General features: G+C 57.0%; 29 protein-coding genes. 15 read left to right on the top strand and 14 right to left on the bottom strand.

What is annotated here, in order from left to right; translation table 11 throughout:
• The first annotated feature begins 13 nt into the window (after positions 1-13).
• The 9 genes from rpoN (at position 14) to LF599_RS09810 (ending at position 6,435) form a co-directional block, all read left to right on the top strand.
• Positions 14-1,423, top strand: coding sequence for an RNA polymerase factor sigma-54 (gene rpoN, locus LF599_RS09850; RefSeq protein ID WP_279520617.1), 1,410 nt, complete (start codon positions 14-16; stop codon positions 1,421-1,423).
• Between the two features lie 36 nt (positions 1,424-1,459).
• Positions 1,460-1,999: a ribosome hibernation-promoting factor, HPF/YfiA family gene (gene hpf / locus LF599_RS09845; protein ID WP_269942584.1), complete on the top strand. Its 540-nt coding sequence runs from the start codon at positions 1,460-1,462 to the stop codon at positions 1,997-1,999.
• 2 nt (positions 2,000-2,001) lie between these two features.
• Positions 2,002-2,451 carry a PTS sugar transporter subunit IIA gene (locus LF599_RS09840; protein ID WP_279520616.1) on the top strand — a complete coding sequence of 150 codons (450 nt, stop codon included), beginning with the start codon at positions 2,002-2,004 and terminating at the stop codon, positions 2,449-2,451.
• 18 nt (positions 2,452-2,469) lie between these two features.
• On the top strand, positions 2,470-3,351 hold the full coding sequence (rapZ, locus tag LF599_RS09835) for an RNase adapter RapZ (RefSeq protein WP_279520615.1): 882 nt from the start codon (positions 2,470-2,472) through the stop codon (positions 3,349-3,351).
• A 2-nt stretch (positions 3,352-3,353) separates the two neighbouring features.
• Complete coding sequence (locus LF599_RS09830; protein WP_279520614.1) at positions 3,354-3,791, top strand: PTS sugar transporter subunit IIA; 438 nt, start codon at positions 3,354-3,356, stop codon at positions 3,789-3,791.
• A gap of 10 nt (positions 3,792-3,801) precedes the next feature.
• Complete coding sequence (locus LF599_RS09825; RefSeq protein ID WP_279520613.1) at positions 3,802-4,266, top strand: PTS sugar transporter subunit IIB; 465 nt, start codon at positions 3,802-3,804, stop codon at positions 4,264-4,266.
• Between the two features lie 28 nt (positions 4,267-4,294).
• The gene (locus LF599_RS09820) at positions 4,295-4,969 is read left to right on the top strand and encodes a PTS sugar transporter subunit IIC (RefSeq protein WP_279523094.1); all 675 of its coding nucleotides are present in this window, start codon (positions 4,295-4,297) and stop codon (positions 4,967-4,969) included.
• Positions 4,970-5,061: 92 nt separating this feature from the next.
• The gene (locus tag LF599_RS09815; RefSeq protein ID WP_269942587.1) at positions 5,062-5,982 is read left to right on the top strand and encodes a manganese-dependent inorganic pyrophosphatase; all 921 of its coding nucleotides are present in this window, start codon (positions 5,062-5,064) and stop codon (positions 5,980-5,982) included.
• Between the two features lie 171 nt (positions 5,983-6,153).
• Entirely contained in the window at positions 6,154-6,435 is a 282-nt protein-coding gene (locus LF599_RS09810) for a hypothetical protein (RefSeq protein WP_269942588.1), read from the top strand.
• Between the two features lie 219 nt (positions 6,436-6,654).
• On the opposite strand, the gene dapA is transcribed toward LF599_RS09810, so the two are convergent.
• The 14 genes from dapA to LF599_RS09740 form a co-directional block, all read right to left on the bottom strand.
• Positions 6,655-7,536, bottom strand: a complete 882-nt coding sequence (gene dapA / locus LF599_RS09805) for a 4-hydroxy-tetrahydrodipicolinate synthase (protein ID WP_279520612.1) — start codon at positions 7,534-7,536, stop codon at positions 6,655-6,657.
• 49 nt (positions 7,537-7,585) lie between these two features.
• A complete protein-coding gene (locus tag LF599_RS09800) occupies positions 7,586-8,446 on the bottom strand; it encodes a UshA-like (seleno)protein family 2 (protein WP_420705224.1) in 861 nt (286 codons plus the stop codon).
• Between the two features lies 1 nt (position 8,447).
• Positions 8,448-8,723 (bottom strand): HU family DNA-binding protein, encoded by a 276-nt coding sequence (locus LF599_RS09795; protein WP_272699714.1) that lies wholly within the window; start codon positions 8,721-8,723, stop codon positions 8,448-8,450.
• A gap of 137 nt (positions 8,724-8,860) precedes the next feature.
• The gene (locus LF599_RS09790) at positions 8,861-9,670 is read right to left on the bottom strand and encodes a MinD/ParA family protein (RefSeq protein WP_279520610.1); all 810 of its coding nucleotides are present in this window, start codon (positions 9,668-9,670) and stop codon (positions 8,861-8,863) included.
• 12 nt (positions 9,671-9,682) lie between these two features.
• The gene (locus LF599_RS09785; protein ID WP_279520609.1) at positions 9,683-10,534 is read right to left on the bottom strand and encodes a GGDEF domain-containing protein; all 852 of its coding nucleotides are present in this window, start codon (positions 10,532-10,534) and stop codon (positions 9,683-9,685) included.
• Positions 10,512-11,631, bottom strand: a protein-coding gene (gene prfB / locus LF599_RS09780; RefSeq protein WP_279520608.1) for a peptide chain release factor 2 whose coding sequence is annotated in 2 segments (ribosomal slippage) — positions 10,512-11,555 and positions 11,557-11,631 — 1,119 coding nt in all. Because the reading frame shifts where the segments join, the coding sequence is not laid out codon by codon here. The genes LF599_RS09785 and prfB overlap by 23 nt, the downstream gene beginning before the upstream one ends.
• Positions 11,631-13,148, bottom strand: coding sequence for an apolipoprotein N-acyltransferase (lnt, locus tag LF599_RS09775; protein ID WP_279520607.1), 1,518 nt, complete (start codon positions 13,146-13,148; stop codon positions 11,631-11,633). The genes prfB and lnt overlap by 1 nt, the downstream gene beginning before the upstream one ends.
• Before the next feature lie 3 nt (positions 13,149-13,151).
• Entirely contained in the window at positions 13,152-13,973 is an 822-nt protein-coding gene (locus LF599_RS09770; protein WP_269942593.1) for a hemolysin family protein, read from the bottom strand.
• A gap of 131 nt (positions 13,974-14,104) precedes the next feature.
• Complete coding sequence (mnmG, locus tag LF599_RS09765) at positions 14,105-15,988, bottom strand: tRNA uridine-5-carboxymethylaminomethyl(34) synthesis enzyme MnmG (protein WP_279520606.1); 1,884 nt, start codon at positions 15,986-15,988, stop codon at positions 14,105-14,107.
• A gap of 15 nt (positions 15,989-16,003) precedes the next feature.
• Complete coding sequence (locus LF599_RS09760; protein WP_279520605.1) at positions 16,004-17,227, bottom strand: M20 family metallo-hydrolase; 1,224 nt, start codon at positions 17,225-17,227, stop codon at positions 16,004-16,006.
• Positions 17,228-17,328: 101 nt separating this feature from the next.
• Complete coding sequence (locus LF599_RS09755; RefSeq protein ID WP_279520604.1) at positions 17,329-17,616, bottom strand: PxxKW family cysteine-rich protein; 288 nt, start codon at positions 17,614-17,616, stop codon at positions 17,329-17,331.
• Positions 17,617-17,744: 128 nt separating this feature from the next.
• On the bottom strand, positions 17,745-19,091 hold the full coding sequence (locus tag LF599_RS09750; protein WP_279520603.1) for an amidohydrolase: 1,347 nt from the start codon (positions 19,089-19,091) through the stop codon (positions 17,745-17,747).
• Positions 19,092-19,094: 3 nt separating this feature from the next.
• Positions 19,095-19,844 carry an S-methyl-5'-thioadenosine phosphorylase gene (mtnP, locus tag LF599_RS09745; RefSeq protein ID WP_279520602.1) on the bottom strand — a complete coding sequence of 250 codons (750 nt, stop codon included), beginning with the start codon at positions 19,842-19,844 and terminating at the stop codon, positions 19,095-19,097.
• Between the two features lie 12 nt (positions 19,845-19,856).
• Positions 19,857-20,378 (bottom strand): adenine phosphoribosyltransferase, encoded by a 522-nt coding sequence (locus tag LF599_RS09740; protein WP_279520601.1) that lies wholly within the window; start codon positions 20,376-20,378, stop codon positions 19,857-19,859.
• A 113-nt stretch (positions 20,379-20,491) separates the two neighbouring features.
• On the opposite strand from LF599_RS09740, the gene rsmA reads away from it, so the two are divergent.
• From rsmA to LF599_RS09710, 6 genes are all read left to right on the top strand, one after another.
• Positions 20,492-21,277, top strand: a complete 786-nt coding sequence (rsmA, locus tag LF599_RS09735) for a 16S rRNA (adenine(1518)-N(6)/adenine(1519)-N(6))-dimethyltransferase RsmA (protein ID WP_279520600.1) — start codon at positions 20,492-20,494, stop codon at positions 21,275-21,277.
• 276 nt (positions 21,278-21,553) lie between these two features.
• Positions 21,554-21,826, top strand: coding sequence for an HU family DNA-binding protein (locus LF599_RS09730; RefSeq protein WP_269942595.1), 273 nt, complete (start codon positions 21,554-21,556; stop codon positions 21,824-21,826).
• Positions 21,827-21,838: 12 nt separating this feature from the next.
• A complete protein-coding gene (locus tag LF599_RS09725) occupies positions 21,839-22,012 on the top strand; it encodes a hypothetical protein (protein WP_279523125.1) in 174 nt (57 codons plus the stop codon).
• A gap of 184 nt (positions 22,013-22,196) precedes the next feature.
• Positions 22,197-22,397, top strand: coding sequence for a 30S ribosomal protein S21 (gene rpsU, locus LF599_RS09720; RefSeq protein WP_279520599.1), 201 nt, complete (start codon positions 22,197-22,199; stop codon positions 22,395-22,397).
• 3 nt (positions 22,398-22,400) lie between these two features.
• Positions 22,401-22,847 carry a GatB/YqeY domain-containing protein gene (locus tag LF599_RS09715; RefSeq protein ID WP_279520598.1) on the top strand — a complete coding sequence of 149 codons (447 nt, stop codon included), beginning with the start codon at positions 22,401-22,403 and terminating at the stop codon, positions 22,845-22,847.
• A gap of 23 nt (positions 22,848-22,870) precedes the next feature.
• Positions 22,871-25,165 carry an endonuclease MutS2 gene (locus LF599_RS09710; RefSeq protein WP_279520597.1) on the top strand — a complete coding sequence of 765 codons (2,295 nt, stop codon included), beginning with the start codon at positions 22,871-22,873 and terminating at the stop codon, positions 25,163-25,165.
• Positions 25,166-25,182: the final 17 nt, after the last annotated feature.

Below are 25,182 nucleotides of genomic sequence, written 5' to 3'. Positions count from 1 at the left end.
CGAGTGACGAATCATGGGATTGGAACTTCGACAACAGCTCAAGCTCTCACAGCAACTGGTCATGACGCCCCAGTTGCAGCAGGCCATCAAGCTGCTGCAACTCTCCCGTCTTGAACTGTTGGAGACGGTGCAGCAGGAATTGTTGGAGAATCCTTTCCTGGATGAGACCGAAACCGAAACCGAGGTATCGGACAAGTCCGAGGTTCTGACCGAGTCTCAGGCCGAAGAGGAACTGGTCCGCAATGCGGATTGGGAGAACTATCTCGGCGAATTTTCCTCCACCTCCAAGCAGGCGTTGTCCCGCGACCTGGAAGTGCCTGAGGAGGGCGTTTCCTTTGAGGCGCGGTTGGCTTCCAAGCCGTCCCTGGAAGGCCATCTCAATTGGCAGATGCGGCTTTCCAGTTTCAGCGAAAGCGAGCTTGCGATTGGTGATGTCATCCTCGGCAATCTTGATTCCAACGGCTATCTCCAGGCTTCCATGGAAGAGTTGACCGCCATGGTTCAGGCTTCCGAGGAGGAGATTGAGAGCGTACTCACTCGCATTCAGCATCTCGATCCCGTCGGGGTGGGCGCGCGCACTCCGCAGGAGTGTCTTCTGGTTCAGATGGAGGTTCTTGATTACGACGACCCGATCCTGGTGTCCCTCGTGCAGGACCATCTGGAAGATCTGGAAAAGAACCGCTACAAGCCCCTTGCCCGCAAGTTCAAGATTTCCATGGAAGAGCTCAAGGAGTATTTGGATCTTCTCCAGACCCTGGACCCCATGCCGGGCGCCAATTTTTCCAGCACTGAGCCGCACTATGTCAGCCCTGATGTCTTCGTCTACAAATACGGGGAAGATTTTGTCATCATTCTTAATGAAGATGGGATGCCCCGTTTGCAGATGAACACCTTCTACATGGACTCCATGAAGGGGGCGGCCGACAAGGAAAAGGAATACTTTCAGGAAAAGATGCGCTCCGCCGCGTGGTTGATGAAAAGTCTGTACCAGCGGCAGCGAACCTTGTATAAAGTAGTTGAAAGTATTGTCGGTTTTCAAAGAGCCTTTTTCGAGGAAGGCGTAACAAAGCTCAAACCCCTGATCCTCAAGGAGGTGGCTGAGGATATAGAGATGCACGAGTCCACCGTGAGCCGGATCACTACCAGCAAGTATGTTTCGACTCCTCATGGAATTTTCGAGTTGAAGTTCTTCTTCAACTCGGCCCTGGACCTCAATGACGGTTCCCAGGTGGGTTCGGAGAGCGTCAAGGCGCTCATCAAGCAAATGATCTCGGAAGAAGACACGAAGAAACCGCTCAGTGACGAGAGAATCGGCGAAATCCTCCAGGAAAAGCTGGAAGTGAATATCGCCAGGCGCACGGTCGCCAAATACCGCTCGGCCATGGGCATTCCTTCTTCTTCCAAACGCAAGCAGTATTTCTAGATTCTGCTTGCCGCAAACGCAACCAGGAGGCAGCGTATGAACATCAGCTTCACTTTCAAGAATTTCGAGCCTTCCGATCACCTCAAGGGGTACGCGGAAAAGCGTTTTGAAAAGGTAGCGAAATACGTTTCCGATGCGGAAGCAGATCTCCAGGTCAATTTGTTGGTCGACAAGTTCCGCCACAAGGCGGATGTGATCCTGAACTCGGATCGCATTCATATCTCGGCCTACGAAGATTCTGAAGATATGTATTCGACCATCGACATGGTCCTGGACAAGCTGGAAGCCCAGCTCCGCAAGATGCGGGAAAAGATGAAGAACCGCCCCAGACAGGCGCGTCCCAATAAAATGGCGCAGATGAACTACCTGTCCTTCGAGGAAGGCGGCGGTGCAGCTCCAACCATCGTTGGCTCCGACGCATACGAGCCCAAGCCCATGTCCGTGGACGAGGCCGCCATGCAGTTGGATGCCCTTGAAAATGAGTTCCTGGTGTTTCGCAATTCGGAGACCGAAGGCGTTAACGTCATATACAAGAGAAAAAACGGCGATTACGGACTGATCGACCCCGGTAACTAAGCATGAAACTCAGTGATTATCTGGCGAAGGAGCTGATCCTTCCCGAATTGCAGTCCGAGAACAAGTCGGACGTATTGCATGAACTAGTCGCCCCCTTGGGCGAACAATATCCAGAGATGGACACGGACCTGGCGGTCCGTGTCCTTCTCGATCGAGAAAGACTCGGATCCACCGGGATCGGCGATGGCATCGCCATTCCGCACGGCAAGCTTGAGGACTTGGAGAAGGTCATCGTTGTCGTGGGCCGCAGCCTGAAAGGCGTGGAGTTCGAGGCGCTCGATCACAGCCCCTGCAACATTTTCTTCCTGGTGCTCGCGCCGGAACAGGTGGCGGGTATGCATCTGCGCGTTCTGGCTCAGATATCCCGTCTTCTCAAGGACGAGGAATTCCGCAAGGCTTTCCTCACGGCTGAAGATACTGAGGCTCTCTGGACTCTCCTCAAAAGCGTCTAAACCGATGGGTGTGCACCGATGACGTCGAACAATTCCTTTCCCGTGGTCATCGTTACCGGACTCTCGGGTTCCGGCAAGAGTACGGCTCTTCGGGTTTTCGAAGACCTCGGCTTCTTTTGTATCGACGGCCTGCCGTCCGAAATGTCGCCCAAGCTGGCTGACCTTATTCTCAAGTTCGATACCAAGTATCGGGGGCTTGCGCTAGGCATGGACCTGCGCCAGCTCGAATTTGTGGACGGATGGGCTCAGGCGCTGGAAGGTTTTCGAGAACTCGGCATCACCCCGCAGGTCCTTTTCCTTGAGGCAAAGATGGCTGAGCTGGTCCGTCGTTACGCCACGACCCGTCGGCCGCATCCGCTGGAGTATGGCAATCTCGGGTTGGAACAGGCTTTGGAGAAGGAGAAACAGCTTCTTGAGTTGGTGCGTTCCCAGGCCGCTTTGGTTCTGGATACCACGGACTATTCGATCCATGATTTGCGCCGGGTCATTCAAACAAAATGGTCGGCCCTTGAGGACGTGGGCATGGGTATGCGGGTGCATATCATCACCTTCGGCTTCAAGTACGGCGTGCCCTCCGAGGCGGATTTGGTCTTTGACCTACGTTTTCTGCCCAACCCCTATTTCGACAAATCGTTGCGTCCCATGTCCGGGATGGACAAGGCCGTATCCGATTATGTCCTCAACAACCCCGCCGGAAGTGGTTTCATCAAGCGGTTTCATGAATTCCTGCTTTATATCCTTCCCCTTTATGCAGATGAAGGGCGCTACAGGATAACCCTGGCGCTGGGGTGCACCGGAGGCCGGCATCGGTCGGTATCCGTTGCCGAGTCGGTACTGGCGACACTCAAGGAAAAAGGCTATACAGTATCGATTGAACATCGACACATGGAACTCGGATAGACATGGTTGCAAAAACTGGAAAAAAGGACGGAGTGATCGGCGTGGTACTGGTCACGCACGGTACCTTCGGCGAAAGCTTGCTTCAGGCGGCGGAGATGGTCATGGGTCCTCAGGTAAATTGCCTGGCCGTGGGCATTGACGTGCAGAAGGGTGTGGACGAGGCTCTGGAGGGCGTGCGAAAGGCTATCCAGTCCCTGGAACAGGGAAAGGGTGTCCTGGCTCTTACCGATTTGTTCGGCGGTTCTCCCACGACCATGTCCCTTTCTCTTATGAAAGCGGAAAATGTCGAGGTCATCACCGGTGTCAACCTGCCCATGCTTGTGGCGGCCCTGCAGGGGCGGACCATGAAACTGCACGATCTAGCCGAACAGGCCATGGTCGCGGGACAGCAGGGGATCAAGGTCGCCGGAGCGATGCTGCGTAAAAAAGCAAAGAAGTAGGAATGAAGCCGTGACTCTCGTTCGTATCGACAATCGCTTGATTCACGGCCAGATCATCGAGACGTGGCTGCCGTATACCGGGGCCAGGACCGTCATCGTTGCCAACGATGAGCTGGCCCATGACATTCTGCAGCAGGAGATCATGTCTTTGGCTATTCCCCAGGCGGTGAAAAGTTCCTTCATCACCGTGGAGGAAGTGCCTGAAGCCGTTACCAAGCTGAGTTCCAATTCCGGCGAATACGCCGCCATCATCCTTTTTTCCAACTGTTCCGATGCGCGCCGCGCCTTCGATTCGGGGTTCGGTTTTCATGTGCTCAACATCGGAAACGTTCACTACAGCCCGGGCAAACGGCAGATTTCGCCGAGCGTGGCCTTGTCCGACGAAGACGAGACCTGCCTGCGGCATCTCAACAAAAAGGGCGTGGAGCTGGATTTTCGATGTGTTCCCAATGACCCCATACAGGTGAGGTTCTAGCCGTCATGATCTTGCCCCATTCCTTCGCCTGGTTTGCACTGGTCGCTTTTTTTTTGCCCTCTTCTCCCTTTTTCGTTCAGCGCTGAGCATCGGGCTACTTGAGCGTCCCCTGGTGGTGGGTTTCTTCTGGGGAGCAGCCACTGGCGAGTTTACCACCAGCCTTTACATCGCCATTTTCTTCGAGCTGTTCTGGCTCGACCTCATTCCGGCGGGCACTTACATTCCACCGCAGCTTACCGCCGCGACGTTTTCCGCACTGACGCTGACCACCTACTTTGGTCTGGACCAACCCTCCAGGATCATGCCTGTGCTTTTCGCCAGTATGCCGCTGGCCTGGATAGGCACCAAGGTGGAAGGGTGGTTGCGCGAACGTGAGCAGGGAAGCTACAATATGCTGTTGAACTGGGCGCGCAATCCCGGCACCGTCCATCTCCCTGGAATGCTCATTTTGCGTTCCATGACGAGAAATCTGTTCATGAGCTGGATTTCCTTTCTGGCTGCTGTCCTTGTCCTCAAGCAGGGGTTTGAGATCATATTCACATTGTATCCGGCTATCTTTACGCGATTGGGCGTGACCTGGGCCTACCTTTGGGTGGCCGCATCTCTCGGGGGCCTAATGGCTCTGCGCCTGAAACGGGCTTATGTCGTTCTTACGACGGGCATAATTCTTTTCTCGCTTTTCTTACTTTGGCCTCGCTTTTAGCTTGGCAGTCGGCATAGTTTGTGATATCTCTCACATTCTGTTTTAGATGCTCAAATTCCTGATAAAGGATAAATCAATTAGGAGGACTTGATATGGCTATTTTGGTTGTTGGACACAAGAACCCCGATACCGACACCGTTGCTTCCGCGATCGGTGCCGCCGACCTGTACAGCAAACGTGGCATGGAGGCCAAGGCCGTCACTCAGGGCGAGATCGCTCCCGAAAGCGCATTCGTGCTTGAGAAGTTTGGCTTCGCCGCTCCCGAAATCGTCACCGACGCCACCGACCAGAAGATTATCCTGGTCGACCACACCGACATTTCCCAGACCATCGACAATCTGGACAAGGGTGAGCTCCTGGCCGTCGTCGACCATCACAAGCTGGGCGACGTGACCACTCCCGGTCCCCTGGAAATGTGGGTTTGGCCCGTGGGCTGTTCCGCCACTGTTCTGAAGTCCATGTACGACTTCTACAACGTGGAAATCCCGGCCAACATCGCCGGTATCCTGCTGTGCGCCATCCTGAGCGACACCGTCATGTTCAAGTCCGTTACCTGCACCGATGCCGATAAGGCTGCCGTCGAAGCCCTGGCCAAGATCGCCGGTGTCGATGACGTCATGGCCCTTGGCATGGAGATGTTCAAGGTCAAGTCCGCTGTTGACGGCGCTTCCGCCAACGAGCTGGTTTTCCGTGATTACAAAGACTTCGATATGGCTGGCAACAAGGTCGGTATCGGCCAGTTGGAAGTTGTCGATCTGTCCATGCTCGACGCTCATAAGGACGCCCTGCAGGCCGAGATCGAAAAGGTCAAGGCTGACGGCCGTCACTCCGTCTTCCTGCTCCTGACCGACATCATGAAGGAAGGCTCCGAGATGCTCATCGCTTCCGAGGATCCCGCGGTTGTCGAGAAGGCTTTCGGTATCGCTACCAAGGGCGAGTCCGTCTGGTTGGACGGCGTCATGAGCCGCAAGAAGCAGGTCGCCCCCAACTTCATCAAGGCCTTCGAAGGCTAAGCTGAAGACTGTTGATTTAGTGCGCAAAGTCAGGCCCGCCAGCGTTGTGCTGGCGGGCCTTTTGTATTGGCTGCGCGAGGGGACTCAGAGGATAATAATGGGTTTTCCTGTCCGGTTGTGCCTTAAAGGGAGAACAGGTCGACCGCGCGAACAACCATTGGAGGAAGTCGTATGAAAATGATTGTGGCAGGATGTGTGGTGGCGTTGGTGATATTAGCAGTAGGTAATATCGCCGGGGCGGAAGATGATTTTTACGGTATTATTGAAAGCCGCCCAACATCCAAGGTGGGCACATGGATCATTGGGGGCAAAGCTTTGAATGTTACGGAACAAACCGAACTTGACGAGGATTATGGGCCGCTCAACGTGGGGGCTTGTGCAGATGTTGAAATGGATGGAGGCAAGGTCGAGGAGATGGAAAGCGAACCTCCGCAAAAATGTGCCGCCAATTGATCGCATCGGATAGCGCAAACAGGATAGACGGGAGTTTTCCTTGATACAGGGCGGTATTTCTTTCTGTACATTATTGGCGAGTCGAAAGTCTGTTTACATTCCTAATGTACGCCGTTGCCATCGTTAATCCGTGCTTCGAAAAGGAAAAGGGACGGCTCGTGGCCGTCCCTTCGAGGAGATGACGAAAAAGGCCTCGGCATAAGCCGAGGCCTTGGAATATCACAAAAGACCGGCAGTTTTCAGCACGGCTTCCAGTTTGGGTTTGTTCTCGTCCAGCAGGGGAACGATAGGCAAACGGAACTGAGCATCCTTGAAAACGCCCATCATGTCCAGAGCGGTCTTGACCGGAATGGGGTTGGTCTCCATGAACATGGCGCGGTTGACCGGAGCCATCTTGAGGCTCAGTTCAAGAGCCTTTTCGTGGTCCTTATCGAAAAATGCGCTGCACATGTCGCTCATGGCCTTGGGCATGATGTTGGAGACGACAGAGATGACCCCGGAACCTCCCACTGCCAGCAAGGGCAGGACGGTGAAATCATCGCCGGACAGCAATGTGAAGTCGCGGCCGCAAAGCTCAACAACTTCTGCTCCCTGACAGAGGTTCCCAGTCGCTTCCTTGACGCCGATGGCCTCGGGGACAGCGTCCTTTATCATCTTGAGGGTAGACGGCAGACAATTCAGGCCGGTGCGTCCAGGAACATTGTAGATGACCAGGGGCAGGGAAGCGGCTTCGGCAATGGCTTTGAAATGGGCCACCAAACCGCCGGGAGTGGGTTTGTTGTAATAGGGAGTGATCTGCAGGGCGGCATCGGCACCGGCATCCTTGGCCATCTTGGTCAACTCGATGGCTTCCTTGGTGGAGTTGGATCCGGCTCCGGCTATTACGGGAACGCGCCCTTTGGTCTGGTCCACGCAAATTTTGATGACCCGCCCCTGTTCCTCGTGGGACATGGTCGCCGCTTCGCCGGTGGTGCCGCAGGGCACCAGGCCGTCAATGCCCTGCTCGATCTGCCATTCAATGAAATCGCGATAGGTCGATTCGTCGACCTCGCCATCCTTGAAGGGCGTCGAGAGGGCTGTGAAAGCTCCTCTTAATTCCATCGTCATCTCCTCCTGAAGTATACGTAGCTATCCGAAATTTCAACCATCCTCATTGAAAGAGGGCGTTAATTTTCGGATCGTCCTTGATTGCGTCGTTAATGCCTACGGATGCCGATGTATAATTCTTCGCTTCGTCCCACGCAAATGAATTTTCTCTTTTCGGCCATTGCAGCACATTGACTTCGGATATGCTGCGCCCCTTGTCGTATGGGCGGACCCAGAGACATCGGCCATCGGCCAGTACCCGTCCGTTGATGCCCGATCCGCCGCCGCTGCCGAAAAGCATGTCGGGTACGTACTCGGGATTGGACTTGAGATAGGCATTTTCCGCTACCCAGCCCCAGTCGCACAGGCCGATCATCAAATCCACCTTGTCGCGATTCTCGCGTATTTGCCGCGAGAGACGGGCTATGAGTTTTTGGGGGGCTTCATCAATCCCGTCGGGCAGGGACGGGAAACGCAGAAATCCGACTTTGCGGCCGTCCCTGATCTTCGCTACGGTGAAGGGCTCTTCCTTGGCGCTCTTTCTCCATGATTGGAGGACTACGCCGTTTTCCCGGAGAGTCTCGGCTTCCCGGGCGGAGAGCAGGCCAACGTCATAATGCATGGCGTTGAAGGCCTTGTTCAGATCCGTCAAGGTTCGCGCTGGTTCAGGGTCATAGGCCGGGCGCATAAACTCCCAGGCGCCGGAAACAAGCAGCCTTGGGGCGTCGGTATGATGAACGTCCATAAAATACGTGGCCCGACGGGCCACCCCTCCGAGGGTTTTACCGCCTCAGGTGGGGCATGGCCGCACCGTGCCATACGTATTCGCCGAATAAAGGATGGTCAGAACAGAACCCTGCGCACGGGCGTCGCCGCACACAAGGACCAGAACTGCCAGAAAAAGGCAGTATGAAAGTCGTCGCATCCTACTGGTTTATATATTCCTTCAGCTCTTTGCCGGGACGGAAAAAGGGAAGCTTCTTGGGTTTGACCGAAACGACGGTCCCGGTTTTGGGATTGCGCCCGGTGTACCCTTCGTAATCCTTGATCTTGAAGCTGCCAAAACCGCGAATTTCCACACGGTCTCCGCGAAGCAGGGCTTCCTTGACCGAATCCACGAAGGCTCCAACCACTTTGGTGGCTTCGTCAACGTGCATTTTCTTCTGTTCCGACAGAGCCTTGATCAATTCGCTCTTATTCATGGTGTTCCCCCTGAGACAGGCATTTCCCGCTGGTCCCGACAATGGGCCTGCGAGGTAACAATAAAGGAATCAATTCCGTAATTCTCACTAACTATGCCGAAAAATGGCTCTTTTCGTCAACCATTATTTCCTGATTTTCATTCCGAGGGGAAATTCTTCAAAATGGGGCGTCCGGCTATCCGTTTCAGGTTGTCTTCACGGTACCGAAGAAGTTTCTTGGCGATGCCGACGATATCCTTGCTGGCAGTGGTCTGCGGGGCGAATTTCAGGAGCGGCGTCTGGTGGCGAACCGCCTCGACCAAGGTGCGATCCTGATGCACGAAGCCCAGGTTGCGGAGTTCGATGTTCAGGAAATTGCGGCAGGCCGCGTCAAGCCGTTCAAAGGTCAGTTTGGCCTCTTTGGCGTTGGCGGCCTGGTTGATGAGCACCAGAAAGTCTTTCACGCCGTACTGGGTGGCCAGCACCTTAATCATGGCGTAGCTGTCTGTCAGCGACGTTGGTTCCGGGGTGACGACCACCACGCGCAATTGGGTGAGCGAGGCAAGGGAAAGCACCGTGTGGCTGATGCCCGCTCCGAGGTCAAGCATGAGGAAGTCGTATTCGCCGGCCAGGGTGATGAGTTTCTTGAACAGGATGTCCTGGAAGTCTTCATCCATCTCAACCAGTTCGGGCACCCCGCTGGTCGCGGGAAGCATATCAAAACCGTTTTCAATGGAAACCAGGATATCTTCAGCGTCCACTCCGGACTGAAGCAGATCGTGCAGGTTGCGGTCGGGGGATATGCCGAGCAGGACATCGAGATTGGCCAGCCCGAGGTCGCAGTCCATGAGCAGGGACGAGATATTCATGGCGTGCAGGGCGTACCCCAGGTTGAGAACGATGTTGGTCTTGCCGACGCCGCCCTTGCCGCTCATGATCGAAAGGCTCAGTGTTTTATTGTTGTTCATTATCCGTCTCCGTTATTTCCCGCCAAACAGGAACTGCTTTTCGTTGGCATGAACCAGGGTGTCGTTGGGGACATTATCCGCAAAGGGAAGCCTGGACACCCTGATTTGATCTTTCCCCGCAGCCTTGGCGTCATAGAGCGCACCGTCGGCCATTTTGATCAGTTCCTTGTCCGTAATGTTCACGCTCCCCTTGTAGCAGGTGAGGCCGACGGAGCAGGTGACCCTGAAGGCGTCATTTCCGTCCGGAGTCGTGAATTCGAGCTGTCTGAACTCGTGGAGCAGGCGGTCGAGCATTCTCTGCGCTCTGACCACACCGGACCCGGCCATGACCAGAGCGAACTCTTCGCCGCCGAATCGGGCGGCCAGATCATAACGTCGGGTGGTTGCTTTGAGGTGACCGGCGAACGCGCGCAGGACCTCGTCGCCCTGGGGATGTCCGTAGGTGTCGTTGACGCGCTTGAAGTCGTCCAGATCGAAAATGGCCAGCGAAAGCGGAGTGCGCGCACGCTTGGACCGCTCGATCTCGATATCCAAGATGCGGTCGAAGGCCCGGCGGTTGGCCAGCCCCGTAAGGGGATCGTGGTCGGTCTGATAGGCCAGCTTCTCCAGGGTTTCCTGGAATCGCTTGAGGTTCGGATAGGCATCGCTGTCGATGGGCAGCGAGAGCCATTGCCCGAGGTCGTGCTCGGCGGCAAAGGCGTCCCAATCCTCGGGCGACATTCCGTTGAGGAGCCTAAAAATCCAGACGGCCTGGTTGAGCGGGGCGCTGCATTCGTTGTAATGCTCGCACAGCTCCTTTTGGAGCGAGGAGAGTTCCGACGCGAGCGCGGGCTCGGGGAAATTAATCTTTTTGTCCGTGGGCATGGATGAATAATAGGTAGTTTCTGATCATTTCGTCCAGATCCCCATCCAAAAAGGCGTCCACGTTGCCGCTTTCGCAGTTGGATCGGTGGTCCTTTATCAGGCGATACGGTTGCAGCGTGTACGTCCGTATCTGACTTCCCCAGGCAATGGCTCCCTTGGACTGGTAGTCCTGCCTGCGGCTTTCTTCGATCTTCTTGAGTTCCTGTTCGTACAGGCGGGCCTTGACCAGGCGCAGGGCAGTGGCCTTGTTGCGGTGCTGGGATTTCTCGTTCTGGCACTGGGCCACGATGCCCGTGGGGATGTGGGTGATGCGCACGGCCGAGCTGGTCTTGTTCACCGACTGCCCGCCGGGGCCGCTCGACCGGAACGTGTCGATGCGCAGGTCTTCGTCCCGGACTTCGATTTCGATGTCGTCGTCCATGTCGGGGTAGACGTCCACCGAGGCGAAGGAGGTATGCCGCCGCCCCGAAGAGTCGAAGGGGGAAATGCGGATGAGTCGATGCACGCCGGTCTCGCCTTTGAGCAGGCCGTAGGCGAAAAGTCCTTCAATTTGAAGGGTTACGGACTTGACGCCCGCCTCGTCGCCCGCCTGGTAGTCGAGTTGAGTGACCTTGAATCCCTTGCGTTCGGCGTATCGGTTGTACATGCGCAGCAGCATTTCAACCCAGTCCTGGGACTCGACGCCGCCCGCGCCGGGATGGATTTCGAGGATGGCGTTGCCCTTGTCGTGCTCGAAGGCGAACATGGTCGCCAACTCGATGCCGGACAGACGTTCCTTGAGCAGGCCCACCTGCTGGTTCAGGGCGGCCAGGGATTCTTCCTCCGGGTCTTCATGGGCAAGTTCAAGCCAGGCGTCCAGATCGTCCTTGGCTTCGGACAATCCATCATACATTTCGAGTTTTGACGAAAGCTGGCTCTTTTCCTTGAGCAGCGGAGTGAGGGCCTCGGGGTTATCCCATGCCCCGGGCTTGGAGAGTTCCTTTTCTATCTCGTCGAGCCGCGTTTTGGTCTCGGCGTAGTCAAAGACGCCCCCAAAGGGATTCGTATTGTTCGATGAGGTCCGCGGAGGCGGCTTTGAGTTCGGGATATTCCAACATTATTCAGTAATTCCTTTATTTCGTCTGGCCGCATAGGCGATGAAGCCAAAGGCGGCCACGGTCATGACATACACAAAGACTTCCAGCCTGCGGCTGATTGCATGATACACGGTATTCGCCTTGATGGCAGCGATTTTCATGCTGAGGGTTTTCGCCCGGAATTGATCGGCCTCAGCGGCCCTGCGTCCCACCGGGTCGATGAACGCGGAAATGCCGGTGTTGGTGCAGCGCGCCAGCCAGCGTCCCTGCTCAACTGCCCGCATGGTGGCCAGATCGAGATGCTGTCCTGGGGCGGAAGTGTTGCCGAACCAGGCGTCGTTACTGATGTTTACCAGCACGTTGGCACCTCGCTCCACCTGTTGCTGGGCGAGTTCCGGAAAGATGGCTTCATAGCAGATGAGCATCCCCAGCGCAACGCCGTTGAGCTTGAGCGGCCTGTTGTCCTCGCCCGACTGAAAGTTGCCCGCAGCCTGAACAAGCTTCTCGAAGGGCACCCATTCCTCGAAAGGCATGTACTCCCCGAACGGAACAAGGTGCTCCTTGTCGTAATACTGGGTGGTTCGCCCTGTCGAATCCATTAGCCATGCGCGGTTGTAGAGGACATAGGCGTTGGTCTTCATGTCAGTCACGCGATAAGCGGGCGAGCCCGTGATGATCGGAGTGTCGGTTTCGCGGGCCAGCGTTTCGATCGCCTTGCGAAGGGGAGTCGGATCCTGAAGATAAAAAGGCATGGCTGTTTCAGGCCAAATGATAACCTTGGGGTGTTCGGCGGTGATGGCCTCAATGCTCAGTTTGCCGTATTTCTTGATGGTTTTAGCTTGATAGGATGGAATCCATTTCTGTCCCTGGTCCACGTTGCCCTGAACCATGCTGACCATGTAGTCGCGGGTGCCCACATCAAAGGTGTCGGTGCGGTAGAAGCCGAACCCGACGATGAAGACCGACAGGCCCACGGCAAGCCAGAGTGAGCTTCGGTACGTGGAGCAAAGCAGGATGGCTGTGGCGAGGGCGGCAAACACACCGGACAGACCGAACGCCCCGACAAGGGAAGCGCCCTGAACCGCAAAAGGCCAGGACGCGAAAGCCGAGGACAGGGTCATCCACGGGAAGCCGGAAAACAGGCTGCCCATGAGCATTTCCATGCTGGACCAGGCGAACCCGGCCAGGAGACAGAGGGGAATGCCGTCGATGAGCTTGCCTGCATGGTGAATGCCGTAGGAGAATAAACCGAAATACAGGCCGATGAACGCGGCCAGAAGGACCGGGCACGGCAGGGCCACGAACCAGGGCAGGCCGCCGTATATCTGTACCGGAATAACCATCCAATAGAAGCAGCCTGTGGCCGCGAGCGTTCCGGCCAGCCAACCGAATCGGAAGCTGCGGCCGCCGGAGGTCGCCCTCAGCCCAATCCAGGCCAGCCCAAGGGGAAAGGCGAGAGCGGCCGCGGGAAAATGGAAAAGCGGATTGGCGAAGCCTATCCAGGCGCCCACGGTCGCGAAAAGAACCAGCTTGAGCACGGTCTACATCTGCCCCAAAGGTTCGACTTTGATGGTCCAGATCTGTCGTTCGTCAGCCTCCATGATGGTGAACCGCCACCCGGAGAAGGTGTAAATAGAACCCTGCTCGGGAATACTGCCTGCCATGGCCGCCAGATAGCCGCCGATGGAGTCCACTTCCTCGCTTTCGAGATCAAGGCCGAACTTGCGGTTTACGTCTTCCAGAGGCGCGCGACCGGACACGACGAAAGTTCCGTCCGGGAAATCCTGGATTTCGTCGGGACGCTGTTCATCGTATTCATCAGAGATTTCGCCGACGATCTCTTCGAGGACGTCCTCCATGGTCACCATGCCGGACGTTCCGCCGTACTCGTCCTGGACGATCGCCATGTGGAGTTTTTCCCTCTTGAAATAGGCCAGCACCTCGTCCAGGGGCTTGTTGTCGGCCACGAAAAAGGCAGGCCGCAACAGATCCACCACAAGCCGGTCCAATTGGCCATTGAGCAGCGGCTCTAGGAGATCCTTGGCGTGGACCACTCCGAAAATATGGTCCTTGTTATCCTGGAAGATGGGAATACGCGAGTGTGCGCCCTGGCTGAAGATGATCTCGGCCACGTCCTTGACGGTACTTGTCGCGTCTGCGCAAACCATGTCCGTGCGCGGAACCATGATCTCTTCCACGAGCTTCTGGTCCAGTCCCAGAACATTCAGGAGCATGGAAACCTCATGGCTTTCCAGCTCGCCGTCAGCCTTGGCTTCGAGGATGTGTTCCTCTATCTGATGATCGTTATTGCCAAATAATTTCTTAAAAATATTGCGAAATCGACTGTCGGAACCTTCGTCCAAGACCAGACTCCTTGAAGGGGTTCAAAAACGATGCGCATTGCGCAGATCCATTTTCGTGCGAATGTCGCATCGATATTCATGTATTTAGACAGACTGCGACACCCTGTCAACTCGCGAAAAGGAATGATCTGTTACGATAGGCCGAGTTTTTTCAAGTGGATTTCGAGGCAGGACAGTGCAGCAGGAGTAACGCCGGAAATACGCCCGGCCTGGCCCAGCGTCCGGGGCTGTATGCGGGTCAATTTTTCCACGACCTCACGCGTCAGGCCGGAAACAGAGGAATAATCCAGGTCTTCGGGCAGGATCTTGCCCTCAAGGGACTTGAACTTGGCCACCAGTTCCTCCTGCTTGACCAGATAGCCTTCGTAGCGGACCTGGACTTCGGCTTCGCGCAGCACTTCCTCGTCCGCATCGGCCAGCTCGGGGAGAAACGCGGCCAGTCGGCCGATTTCCATCTGCGGTTGGCGAAGCAAGGCAGCCAGTTGCACCGCTTTACCCGGAACGGATGCGCCGATATCGTTGAGAATTTCCCGCGTGGGCGCGTCGGGCTTGATGCGGACGGAATGCATGACTTCAAGGATTGCTTGAAGTCTTTCCCGTTTGTCCGAGAACAACCGCCATTGGTTGTCGTCAACGAGGCCAAAATCGCGGCCCAGCGGCGTAAGCCGTTCGTCCGCATTGCCTTCACGAAGCAAGAGCCTGTGCTCGGCGCGGGATGTGAACATACGGTAGGGCTCTTCGGTACCCTTGGTCACGAGGTCGTCCACCAGCACGGCCATATACGCCTGGTCACGGGAGAGCAGAAACGGCTCCATCCCGCGCAGTTTGCAGGCCGCGTTCAGGGCGGCCCACAATCCTTGGGCCGCGGCCTCTTCGTAGCCGGAAGTTCCGTTGATCTGGCCAGCGCAGAAAAGCCCGGGGACCGCTTTGGTCTCCAAGGTGGGCTTGAGCTGGGTGGGAGGCAGAAAATCGTATTCGATGGCGTAGCCGGGCCGAACGATTTGGGCGTTCTCAAGGCCTTGAATGGCACGGATCATCTTCTTCTGGACATCGAAGGGCAAGCTGGTGGGAATGCCGCTCGGATACATCTCCGGGCTGTCCAGCCCCTCCGGCTCGACAAAAATCTGGTGCCGATTCTTTTCGGGGAACCTGGCCACCTTGTCCTCGATGGAGGGGCAATAGCGCGCTCCGGTCCCTTCGATGATCCCGGTGAACATGGGCGAACGGTCGAACCCCGAGCGAATGGCTTCGTGGGCCTGCTCGTTGGTGTAGGTCAGCCAGCAGGAGACCTGCGGCAGGGGGACGGTTTTGTTGCGAAAGCTGAAGGGCACGGGCGGATTGTCGCCCGGCTGCTCCTGCATGGCCGAAAAGTCTATGGAGTCCCGAAGCAGGCGGGGGGTAGTGCCGGTCTTGAGGCGCCCCAGTTCAAAACCGAGCTCGCGCAGGTTGGCGGACAGGGAGTTGGCGGCCGGATCACCCATGCGTCCGCCGCTGAAATGTTCCAGGCCGACGTGCATGAGGCCGCGCAGGAATGTGCCGGTGGTCAGGAGTACGGCCTTTGCCGGGAACACCTCGCCCAATTCGGTGCGCAGTCCCGACACCTTGCCGTTTTCGGTCAGCACCGCCGCGCCCATGTCCTGGAACACCCACAGGTTTTCCTGTGAGAACACGGAACCCTGGACCGCCTGCATATAGCGGGCGCGGTCGATTTGGGCCCGGCTCGATCGTACGGCCGGGCCCTTTCTCGTGTTCAGAATGCGGAATTGGATGCCTGCGGCGTCTGCCCAAAGTCCCATCATGCCGCCCAGGGCATCGATCTCCTTGACCATGTGCCCCTTGGCGAGGCCGCCGATGGCCGGATTGCAGGAGAGATGCCCTATGCGGTCGACGTTGATGGTCAACAGCAGAGTCTTAAGGCCGAGCCGGGCCGAGGCCATGGCGGCTTCGCAACCGGCATGGCCAGCGCCGACCACAATAAGGTCGAACTTGGCAGGGATCGGTCCTTTGCGCTGCATGATTCCTCGTCGCCGCTATTTGGTCAGCAGCATGTCCGCCATGACTTTGGCGTCGTTGATGGTGCTCTTGATGGAAGACCATTCGTTGGGCTGATGCGCGGCGTGGTTCAAGGTGGACCAGACAACGGCGGGATAGCCCTTGCGACGCAGGATGGCCGCAACAGTGCCGCCGCCGACGCCAACGGTGCGCGGATTGTTGTTATATATCTTGCGCACGGACGCCATGGTCCGGGCCACGATCTCGGTATCGGCCGAAGTGGCCGGAGCGGCCTGCTCCCATTGGGCGGGCTCGCACTCGATGGTCACACCGTATTTCTCGGCGACCTCGGCGGCAAAGCCCTTGATGGAGGCGAGAACGTCGTCCAGCTCGTATTCGGGCATGACGCGGCTGTCCACGTAGAACACGTCCCGGCCCGGGATGGTGTTCACGTTGGCCACGTTGGCTTCGCGCATGGTCGGCTGGAAAGTGGAGCAGGGCGGATTGTAAATCGAATCCTCGGCCGGGAACAGGGCTTCCAGTTCCTTGATGCGCAGAATGAGTTCCGCGCTGGGATACATGGTGTTGATCCCCTGAGCCGGAGTGGAGGCGTGGCACTGCTTGCCGATGACGGTGACCTTGAGCCAGAACATGGACTTTTCGGCGATTTCGACCATTTCGGAAGAGGGTTCGCCGGAGTCTGGGATAAGGAACAGGTCATCCTTGCGAAAGATGTCTTCGTGCTCGTCGACCATGTATTCCAGGCCAAAGCCGGAACCGGTCTCTTCGTCGGACACAAAAATGAGACCCAGATTGATCTCGGGGGTGATCTTGAGGTCAAGCAGAGCCTGAGCGGCCAGAATGGAAGAGACCATGCCCTGCTGGTTGTCCTCGACGCCCCGGCCGATCAAGGTGTCGCCGTCGCGCTGAACGGTGTAAGGATCGGAATTCCAAAGGCCGAGGTCTCCCGGAGGGACCACATCGATATGGGAGATGATCCACAGGGTCTTTTCCGTGTTTTTGCCGGGGATGACGGCAACGATGTTGGGCCTGTAGCCGCAGGGCACGTCGGAAGCGGGCGCGTTGTACTCGCGGATGTCTTCAATGCCCATGGATTTGAGATGGTCGAGCAGGAAATCGGCCTTGGCTTTCTCGCCTTCGCCGCCATTGCGGGGACCAAGTGCGGGAATGGCCGTGAGTTTGGTCTGTAGTTCGACAACCTTCTCGGTCTGGTTGTCCAATTCGGAAAAGAGCGCGTCCATGAGACCTCCCATGTAGTTTTCGATGAAGCTAGCTCAAAAATCAGCTTGCACAAACAAAAAAAAGGCGGGGACATCGCCCCGCCTTTTCTGCTTGCAGAGGTCTACCGACCGCGTGCGGCGCGCTTGGAAGCCTTCAGCGGGTTGACCTTGACCTTGCCGGCCTTGTCCATCTCTGCGCGCACGTGAGTGGCGAAGTTGCACACGCCGCTTGCCCACTTGCGGGAGGGATGGGCGTAGGTCGGGCAGTAGTTAACGTCTTCGAAGGGAACGATACGATCGCAACCTTCGCACTTTTCATCAACGGGTTCCATGATGACGCCCTTGTAAGTCAGACCTTCATCGGTCTTTACGGCGCCTTCCAGGGAAACGATACCTTTTTTCTTGGCCATGTCGTGCCTTCCTCCTAAAAATAATGCGGCTCACAGGATGCCAGCGGCATACGTAATTTCATATTGGTGCAAGAGCAGACTTCGATATGCACCCATGGTGGGTGTTGTCAAGCTATTTGCTGTCTTTTTCAGTTTTCGGAGGCGTGCCGAACCCATTTTGCGCACCGTGTCGCTTCCTTGCGAAGGCCGCTGATATCAAGGGTCCGAAACTCGCCATACAGGTACAATACCTCGCCCGCAACCATCGTCATGCACACTTCCATGCCTGTCGCGGCGTAGACCGCGTGGGATACGTGGCTGAACACGGGCATGAGATTGGGCGAGGAAAGATCCAGAGCGATCATGTCCGCCGGGTATCCCGCCTCGATCCGGCCCAGCTCGGGCCAGCCGATGCAGCGGGCCGAGCGGCGGGTTGCCATGTCCAGGGCGGTCTGGGCGTTTACCGCCGAGGCGTCTCCCATGCGCACCTTGCCCAGCAGGGCGGCCAGCCCCATGTCGCGGAACATGTTCAATTGGTTGTTGCTCGATGCGCCGTCCGTGCCCAGGCCCACGTTGACGCCTGCGTCGAGCATCTTCTGCACCGGGGACATGCCGGAGCAGAGTTTCAGGTTTGATGCCGGATTGTGGACCACGTTTACCCCGGCCCCGGCAAGCTGCCCGATCTCTTCGTCGGTCACGTCCACGCAATGGTGCAGGGTCGCGCGCGGTGAAAGGAGACCGTTCCTGCGCAGGATTTCGACCGGGCGCATACCGTATTTGCCTTGGCAAGCGGACGTTTCCGTGGGGGATTCGGCCAGATGGGTCTGCCATGGGACATCCAACTTCTCGGCCAACTCGAAACTCGCCTTGAGAATCTCGGGCGACACGGTGAAGGCAGCATGGGGCGTGACCACCGTGCGGATCAGCGGATCGCCGCGAAACCGGCCCTCCAGTTTCAGTATGGTTTCCCAGCACGCCTCGGCAGAGGGGAAGAAGGGAGAGGGAAAGTTGAAGAATCCCTCGCCTAGGACCGCTCGCAGGCCGCAGTTCGATGCGGCTTCGCCCGTGACGTGTTCATGGAAATAGCCGTTCATGAAGGCCGTGCATCCCGTGCGGATGAGTTCGGCACAGCCCAGTTGAGCGCCGATGCGGAGCAAGTCCTCGTCCAGATGCGCTTCAACCGGCCAGATATGCCGCTCCAGCCATTCCATGAGCGGAAGGTCGTCGGCAAATCCTCTCAACAGAGTCATGGGCAGGTGTGTGTGCCCATTGACCAATCCGGGCAGGAGCATCTTGCCCGACATGTCCAGCCGCCGGGCTGGTTCGTAGTTTGCTTCAAGGTCCGTGTAATCGCCCGTTTCAAGCACAAGTCCGTTGCGCACGGCAACGGCCGCGTCTGTCAGGACGCGCCGTTCGTCGTCCTGGGTGACGATGGCGTCGGCACGGACCAGCAGGTCGCAGGCAGCAGGAGTGGCTTTTGCGGCGGGAGTGGACATGCGTTAATCCATGCTGGAAATGACTTCGACCAAAAGCGACGTGACCTTTTCCACGTTGCCTTTGAAGACTTCGAGAATCTCCTCCCAGGTGACGGGAGCCTCGTCGGTCTTCCAGCAGTCGTAGTCCGTGCTCATGGCCACGGCGCCGTAAGGCAGGCCCGCTTCGTTGGCCAGGATGCACTCCGGCGCGACGCTCATGTTGATGACGTCCGCCCCCCACAGGCGGAACATGTTGGACTCGGCCCTGGTGGAGAACCGTGAACCCTCGATGGTGATGACCGTGCCTGTTTTGTGATGAATCAGGCCGAGCTTGTCGCACGCCCGATTGAACAGGCCGCGCAGATTCTCGTCGAACGGATCGGCCATGGCCGTGTGCACGGCTCCATGCGGCTGGAATTCCTCGAAGAAGGAAACCGGCCTGTGTCGGGTGAAATCGATGAACTGATCCAGGATGACCAGGTGGCCCCGGTCGATCTCCTCACGCAGGGAGCCGCAGGCCGTGGTGGCCAGAATGCTGGTGCAGCCTGCGTCCTGAAGAGCCCGGATGTTAGCCCGATAATTGACGAAGGTGGGCGGGATGGTGTGCTCGCGGCCGTGCCGGGCGAGGAGGACCACTTCCCGGTCCGCGATGGTTCCCGTCTTCAACGGGGAGGAGGGCTTGCCGAATGGGGTGTCCACCTCAATGTCTCGGGCGTCTCGCAACAGGTCCGGATTGTCCAGACCGCTGCCCCCGATGATCCCTATCTTGGTCATGGTTGAGCCTTCCTATTCGATTTCCAGGAGAAAATCATGTTTTACATCGGCCGCGCGCATGACCTCATCTCCATCCAGGAAAGAAAGCTGGATGACGAAGCCCGCACCAACGATATCGCCGCCAGCCTCACGGACCAGCTTTATCATGCCTTCCGCCGTACCGCCCGTGGCGAGCAGGTCATCAATAAGCAGGACCTTGTCGCCTTCCTCAATGGCGTCCACATGCATACAAAGAGTATCGGAGCCGTATTCGAGATCGTAGGTGACGCAACGGTTCTTGAACGGCAGTTTTCCGGGTTTGCGGATGGGCACGAAGCTGACGTCCATCTTAAGCGCCAGGGGCGCGCCGAAGATGAATCCTCGCGCGTCGGCGGCCACTATCTTGTTAATCCCGAGGTCCTTGTACTTTTCGTACATTTGGTCGATGACGTAGCCGAACGCCTTGGGGGAGCTCAGAATAGGCGTGATATCGTAAAAAGTGATCCCTTTTTTGGGATAGTCCGGGATGTCCCGCACATAATGACGTAAATTCATGAATCCTCCTCATGGAATGAATACCGAGGATTCATACGTTTTTCATGGAGAATGTGTCAATGCTGTTGCCAGCCGGGCGGGCTTTCGCTATCCGTGTGCAACGGAGAACACACATGCCACGACAAGACCCGCCGCATCGGGCCAAGAAAAGCCTTGGCCAAAACTTCCTGACCGACCCGAACATCTGCCGCAAGATCGTGGACGCCTTGGCGCCGTCCGCAGACGATTATATTATAGAAATAGGGCCGGGGCAGGGCGCGTTGACCGAACACCTGGTGGAAACCGGGGCGCGCAGGCTTCGCGCGCTGGAGATGGACTATGATCTGGCTGATAGGCTCGCAGAACGCTGGCCCGGCCTGGACGTGGTGAGAACGGACGCCCTCAAGTTCCCCTGGGATGAATTGAACGACACTGGTCCGTGCAAGATCATCGGGAATCTCCCGTACAATGTCGGCTCCAAGCTTATCTGGGACATCGTCAGCAAGGTGGAGACTCTTTCGCGGGCGGTGTTCATGGTGCAGCATGAAGTGGCCCTGAGACTGACTGCCGAACCCGGTACCAAGGCTTACGGCGGACTTACCGCCTGGGTGAAGAACTATTGCGATACCCGGTATCTTTTCAAGGTGCCGCCCACGGTGTTCCGCCCCCGCCCCAAGGTCGACTCGGCCGTTGTCCGCTTCGATCCGTTCCCGCTGACGGACCGCCCCGTGGATCGGGAGAGGCTGTCCGGGCTCGTCAAGCTTCTTTTTCAACAGCGGCGCAAACAGATTTCGACCATCCTGCGGAAGCGTATGAAGCCGGAAATCGAAGAATGGTTCCAAAAAGAGGGCGTGAGCCCTTCGTTGCGGCCGGAAAACCTTACTCCAACGCAATTTCGTTCACTTTCCTTAATATATTAGTACAATTTTTCACAAGTTCCCGTTGGATACCGATCCTCAGTGGTGTGGAAAGGGCTGCGCCAAGCGCGAAAAATGCGGGAACGAAATGGCCAGAAAGCACCATATAGCGTAGTTTTTTTCGACTTTTTCCGACACTCGGGCTGGACACGGCTCGAAAGTTCATTTAAAGGCCAAGAGGTGAGTTGGTGACGGAAACAGGGTGCAAAAAATATTTTGTGCTCTGGCTGCACTTAACTAATACCATCAGGTTATTATTTCACCGAGGAGGAAGGACTGATGACAAAGGCTGAATTGGTTGTCAAAATTGCGGAAAAGGCCAATCTGACCAAAGCGAATGCCGAGCGCGCGCTAAATGCGTTCCTGGAGGCCGTTGAAAGTACTCTGGTTTCCGAAGGCAAGCTTACCCTGACCGGGTTCGGCACCTTCGTCGTGGAGCTCCGCAAAGCCCGCGTGGGACGCAATCCCCGCACTGGTCTCGAACTCAAGATTCCCGAGACCAAGGTCGTCAAGTTCCGTCCTGGCAAGATTCTCAAGGATGCCGTCAACTAGCCTGGAGATAATATGATGATTCACGGTGAAACCGTTCACAGCCCGCTGCCAATGGATCTTCCTTGGTGGATGCCTGACCATTTCGTCTTCTTCGGCGTTCTGTATATCGTCCTCGGCGTAATCGGAGTCGCCCTGACGGTCACGGTCCTGCAGTCCCTGCGTGACGCGAAAAAGGCGGAACACTAGTCCCCGGACATCAACGATATCAAAAGGGCCTGCCCGCGCATTGCCGGACGGCCCTTTTTTCATGTCCGTTTTTTTGCCTTGTCCGCTTTTTATGGTTGCTTTTTCTGATTTTTGTATATATCAAGTGTCTCTTATTTCGCCAGCCCGACAAAGAGCGGGCGGTTCACCGAGGAGGTGATTCTCATTGCCCGGAGTGTATTTTGACGATAACGACAATTTCGACATCTCCCTGCGTCGCTTCAAGAAGCAGGTCGAGAAGGCCGGAATTCTGTCCGAGCTGAAGAAACGTCAGCACTACGAGAAGCCCAGCGTGCAGAAGAAGAAAAAGAAAGCTGCCGCCAAGAAGAGGCTCGCCAAAAAAATGCGCAAGATGCGCAGCATGTAGATTATGAGTCTGTCAAAGCAAATAGACAAAGACTACATAGAGGCCTATAAGGCCAAAGCTACGGTAAAAGTGGCCGTCTTGAGACATCTCAAGACGGCCATTAAAAACCGTATGGTCGAGGATAAGGCGCAAGACCTTTCCGACGAGATCGTTCTCGATCTCATCGCCAAGCAGGTCAAGCAGCGCAAGGACTCCTTTGACCAGTACTCCAAAGCGGGACGGGACGACCTTGCCCAGGTCGAAGCCGAAGAACTCGCCGCCCTCGAAGTGTATCTGCCCAAGCAGCTCTCCGACGAGGACCTCTCCGCCGCCATCGACAAGGCCATTGCCGACCTTGGAGCATCTTCCATGGCCGACATGGGCAAGGTGATGCAGGCCGTGCTCGGTGCGTACAAGGGACAGATCGACGGCAAAAAGGCCAGCGGACTGGTAAAGTCCAAGCTCTCTTGAATTTTCAACAGCCCGGCTCATCCATGGAGTCCAGAACTTTCCAAGTATTGGAGTTCCCCAAGATTCTTGGGGCACTGTCCGGTTTCGCCGTGTCCGAACCCGGTGTTGACGCGTGCTCGGCCATCCGCCCTTACGATACCCTCGCGGCCGTACGGCGGGCAGGTTCCCTGTTCGATCAGGCTGCGGCCTGGGTGGGCGAGTCCGGCTTCCGCATGCGTCCTTTCCCCGAGCTCGGCGGCATCTTCCCGCATTTGGGAAGTGAACTGGCGGTACTCGACCAGGACGCGCTCTTTGCTCTCAAGATTATTCTCGATCTGGCCCGGGACGCCCGGGATTCTCTGACCGGATTTCCCGACCGCGGTTGGGATGTGCTCGAAGAGGAACTCTTCGCTTACGCCTGGCCGCAGAAGACCGTGTCCGGCATCGGCCGTTGTCTCGACGCCGAAGGGCAGATCAAGGATGAAAGTTCTCCGGACCTGCTGGCCGTGCGCCAGGAGATCCGGTCCATCCATCAGCGTTGCACCAAACGGGTCAAGGATTTTATCCTTCAGGAAAACATGAGCGCGGCCATGCAGGACGAGTTCATGACCATCTCGTCCGATCGGTACGTGATGCCCATCAAGGCGAACTACAAGAACAAGACCAAGGGCATTATCCACGACTACTCGCAAACCGGCGAGACTTGTTATTTCGAGCCCCTTTTCCTGGTGGAGACCAACAACAGGCTTCAGGAGTTGAAGCGCGAGGAACGGGCCGAAGAATACAAGGTCCTTCAATACCTTACCTCCCTGGTTCGCCAGGAACAGGATCAGGTGCGCGAAGCTTACGACGGGCTGGTCACGCTGGATGTGCTCATGGCCAAGGTCCAGTTGGCCGCCGCCTATGACGGCCGGACCATCTATGTAGAGGAGGAGGGCGCGCCGAAGTTGCTCAAGGCCCGTCATCCGCTCTTGGCCCTGACCGACGAATCGGTCCATCCGGTGAACATCGAGCTGCTGGACGACCAGAAAGCCATGATCGTCAGCGGCGGCAACGCGGGCGGCAAGACGGTCTGCCTCAAGACCATGGGGCTCATCGGCCTGATGGTTTTTTCCGGACTCCCGGTTCCGGTTGCGGAAGGCAGCTCCCTGCCTATGTGGCGCGATATTTTCGTCATCATGGGTGATGAACAATCCCTGGAGGAAAACGTTTCCACCTTTACCGCCCAGATTCAATACCTGCGGCGGGTCTGGGACATGGTGGACGAACGCTCCCTGTTCATTCTCGACGAGTTTGGCGCGGGCACCGATCCGACACAGGGCGCGGCCCTGGCCCAGGCTGTCATTGATTCGCTAATGGAGAAGCGGGCCACCGCCTTTACGGCGACTCATTTTCCGGCCCTCAAGGCCTATGCCATGGCCACCAAGGGCGTCCGGGCCGCCAGCGTCCTCTTTGACCCGAACACTAAGAAGCCGCTGTTCAGGCTTGCCTACGACCAGGTTGGCGCGTCCATTGCCTTGGACGTGGCCCGCGAACATGGCCTGCCCTCCGCGATACTGGAACGGGCCGAGAAATATCTTTTGCTGGACGGTTCCGACACCTCCGCCGTGCTGGACCGCCTCAACGCCATGGCCGTGAAAAAAGAAGCCGAACTGGACGCCATTGAAGACGAGCGCCTTCGCATAGAGAAGAAGCGGGCGAATCTCGAACAGAAATTCGAAAAGGAACGCACCCGGATTCTCAAGGATGTCCAGACCAAGGCGCAGGAAGTCGTCAAGCAGTGGAAAAGCGAGCGTATCGGCCAGAAAGAGGCTCGCAAGAAGCTCCATGAGGCTCGGCTGCGCATTGAGGACGTTGTCCCGGAACGCAAAAAAGACCCCGTCTTTTCTTTCTCGGATATTGTCCCGGGCCAAAAAGTATCGTATCCGGCATGGAACAAGTCGGGTACCGTGCTGGAAATCAACGGGAAAAAGAAGCAGGCCAAGGTCGACATCGGCGGAGTGGCAATGTGGGTCAAGACCGAGCACCTGGGACCGGCCGACAAGGTTGCCACCGAGGCTTCGAAGCCTCGGGCAAAGACTCCGTCCCCGAGCGATTTGGTGGTTGAAATCGACCTGCGCGGCAATAGGGCGGACGAAGCCATTAGCGAGTTGGAGCGGGCACTGGACAGAGCCTTGCGCAAGGGCGCGGGCAAACTGGAGATCGTGCACGGTCGGGGGACCGGTGCGCTCCGGCGGGAAGTCCACGAATTTCTGAAGCATTACCCGGCGGTGGAAAGTTTCACCCTGGCTCCGGAAGACCGGGGCGGGGACGGAATGACCGAAGTGACGCTCAAATAGTGGCGTTGCCGGAGGCT

It is taken from the genome of Pseudodesulfovibrio thermohalotolerans (assembly GCF_021353295.2).
In the GTDB taxonomy this organism is placed as follows: domain Bacteria; phylum Desulfobacterota; class Desulfovibrionia; order Desulfovibrionales; family Desulfovibrionaceae; genus Pseudodesulfovibrio; species Pseudodesulfovibrio thermohalotolerans.
This window is presented reverse-complemented; position numbering and strand designations above follow the sequence as displayed.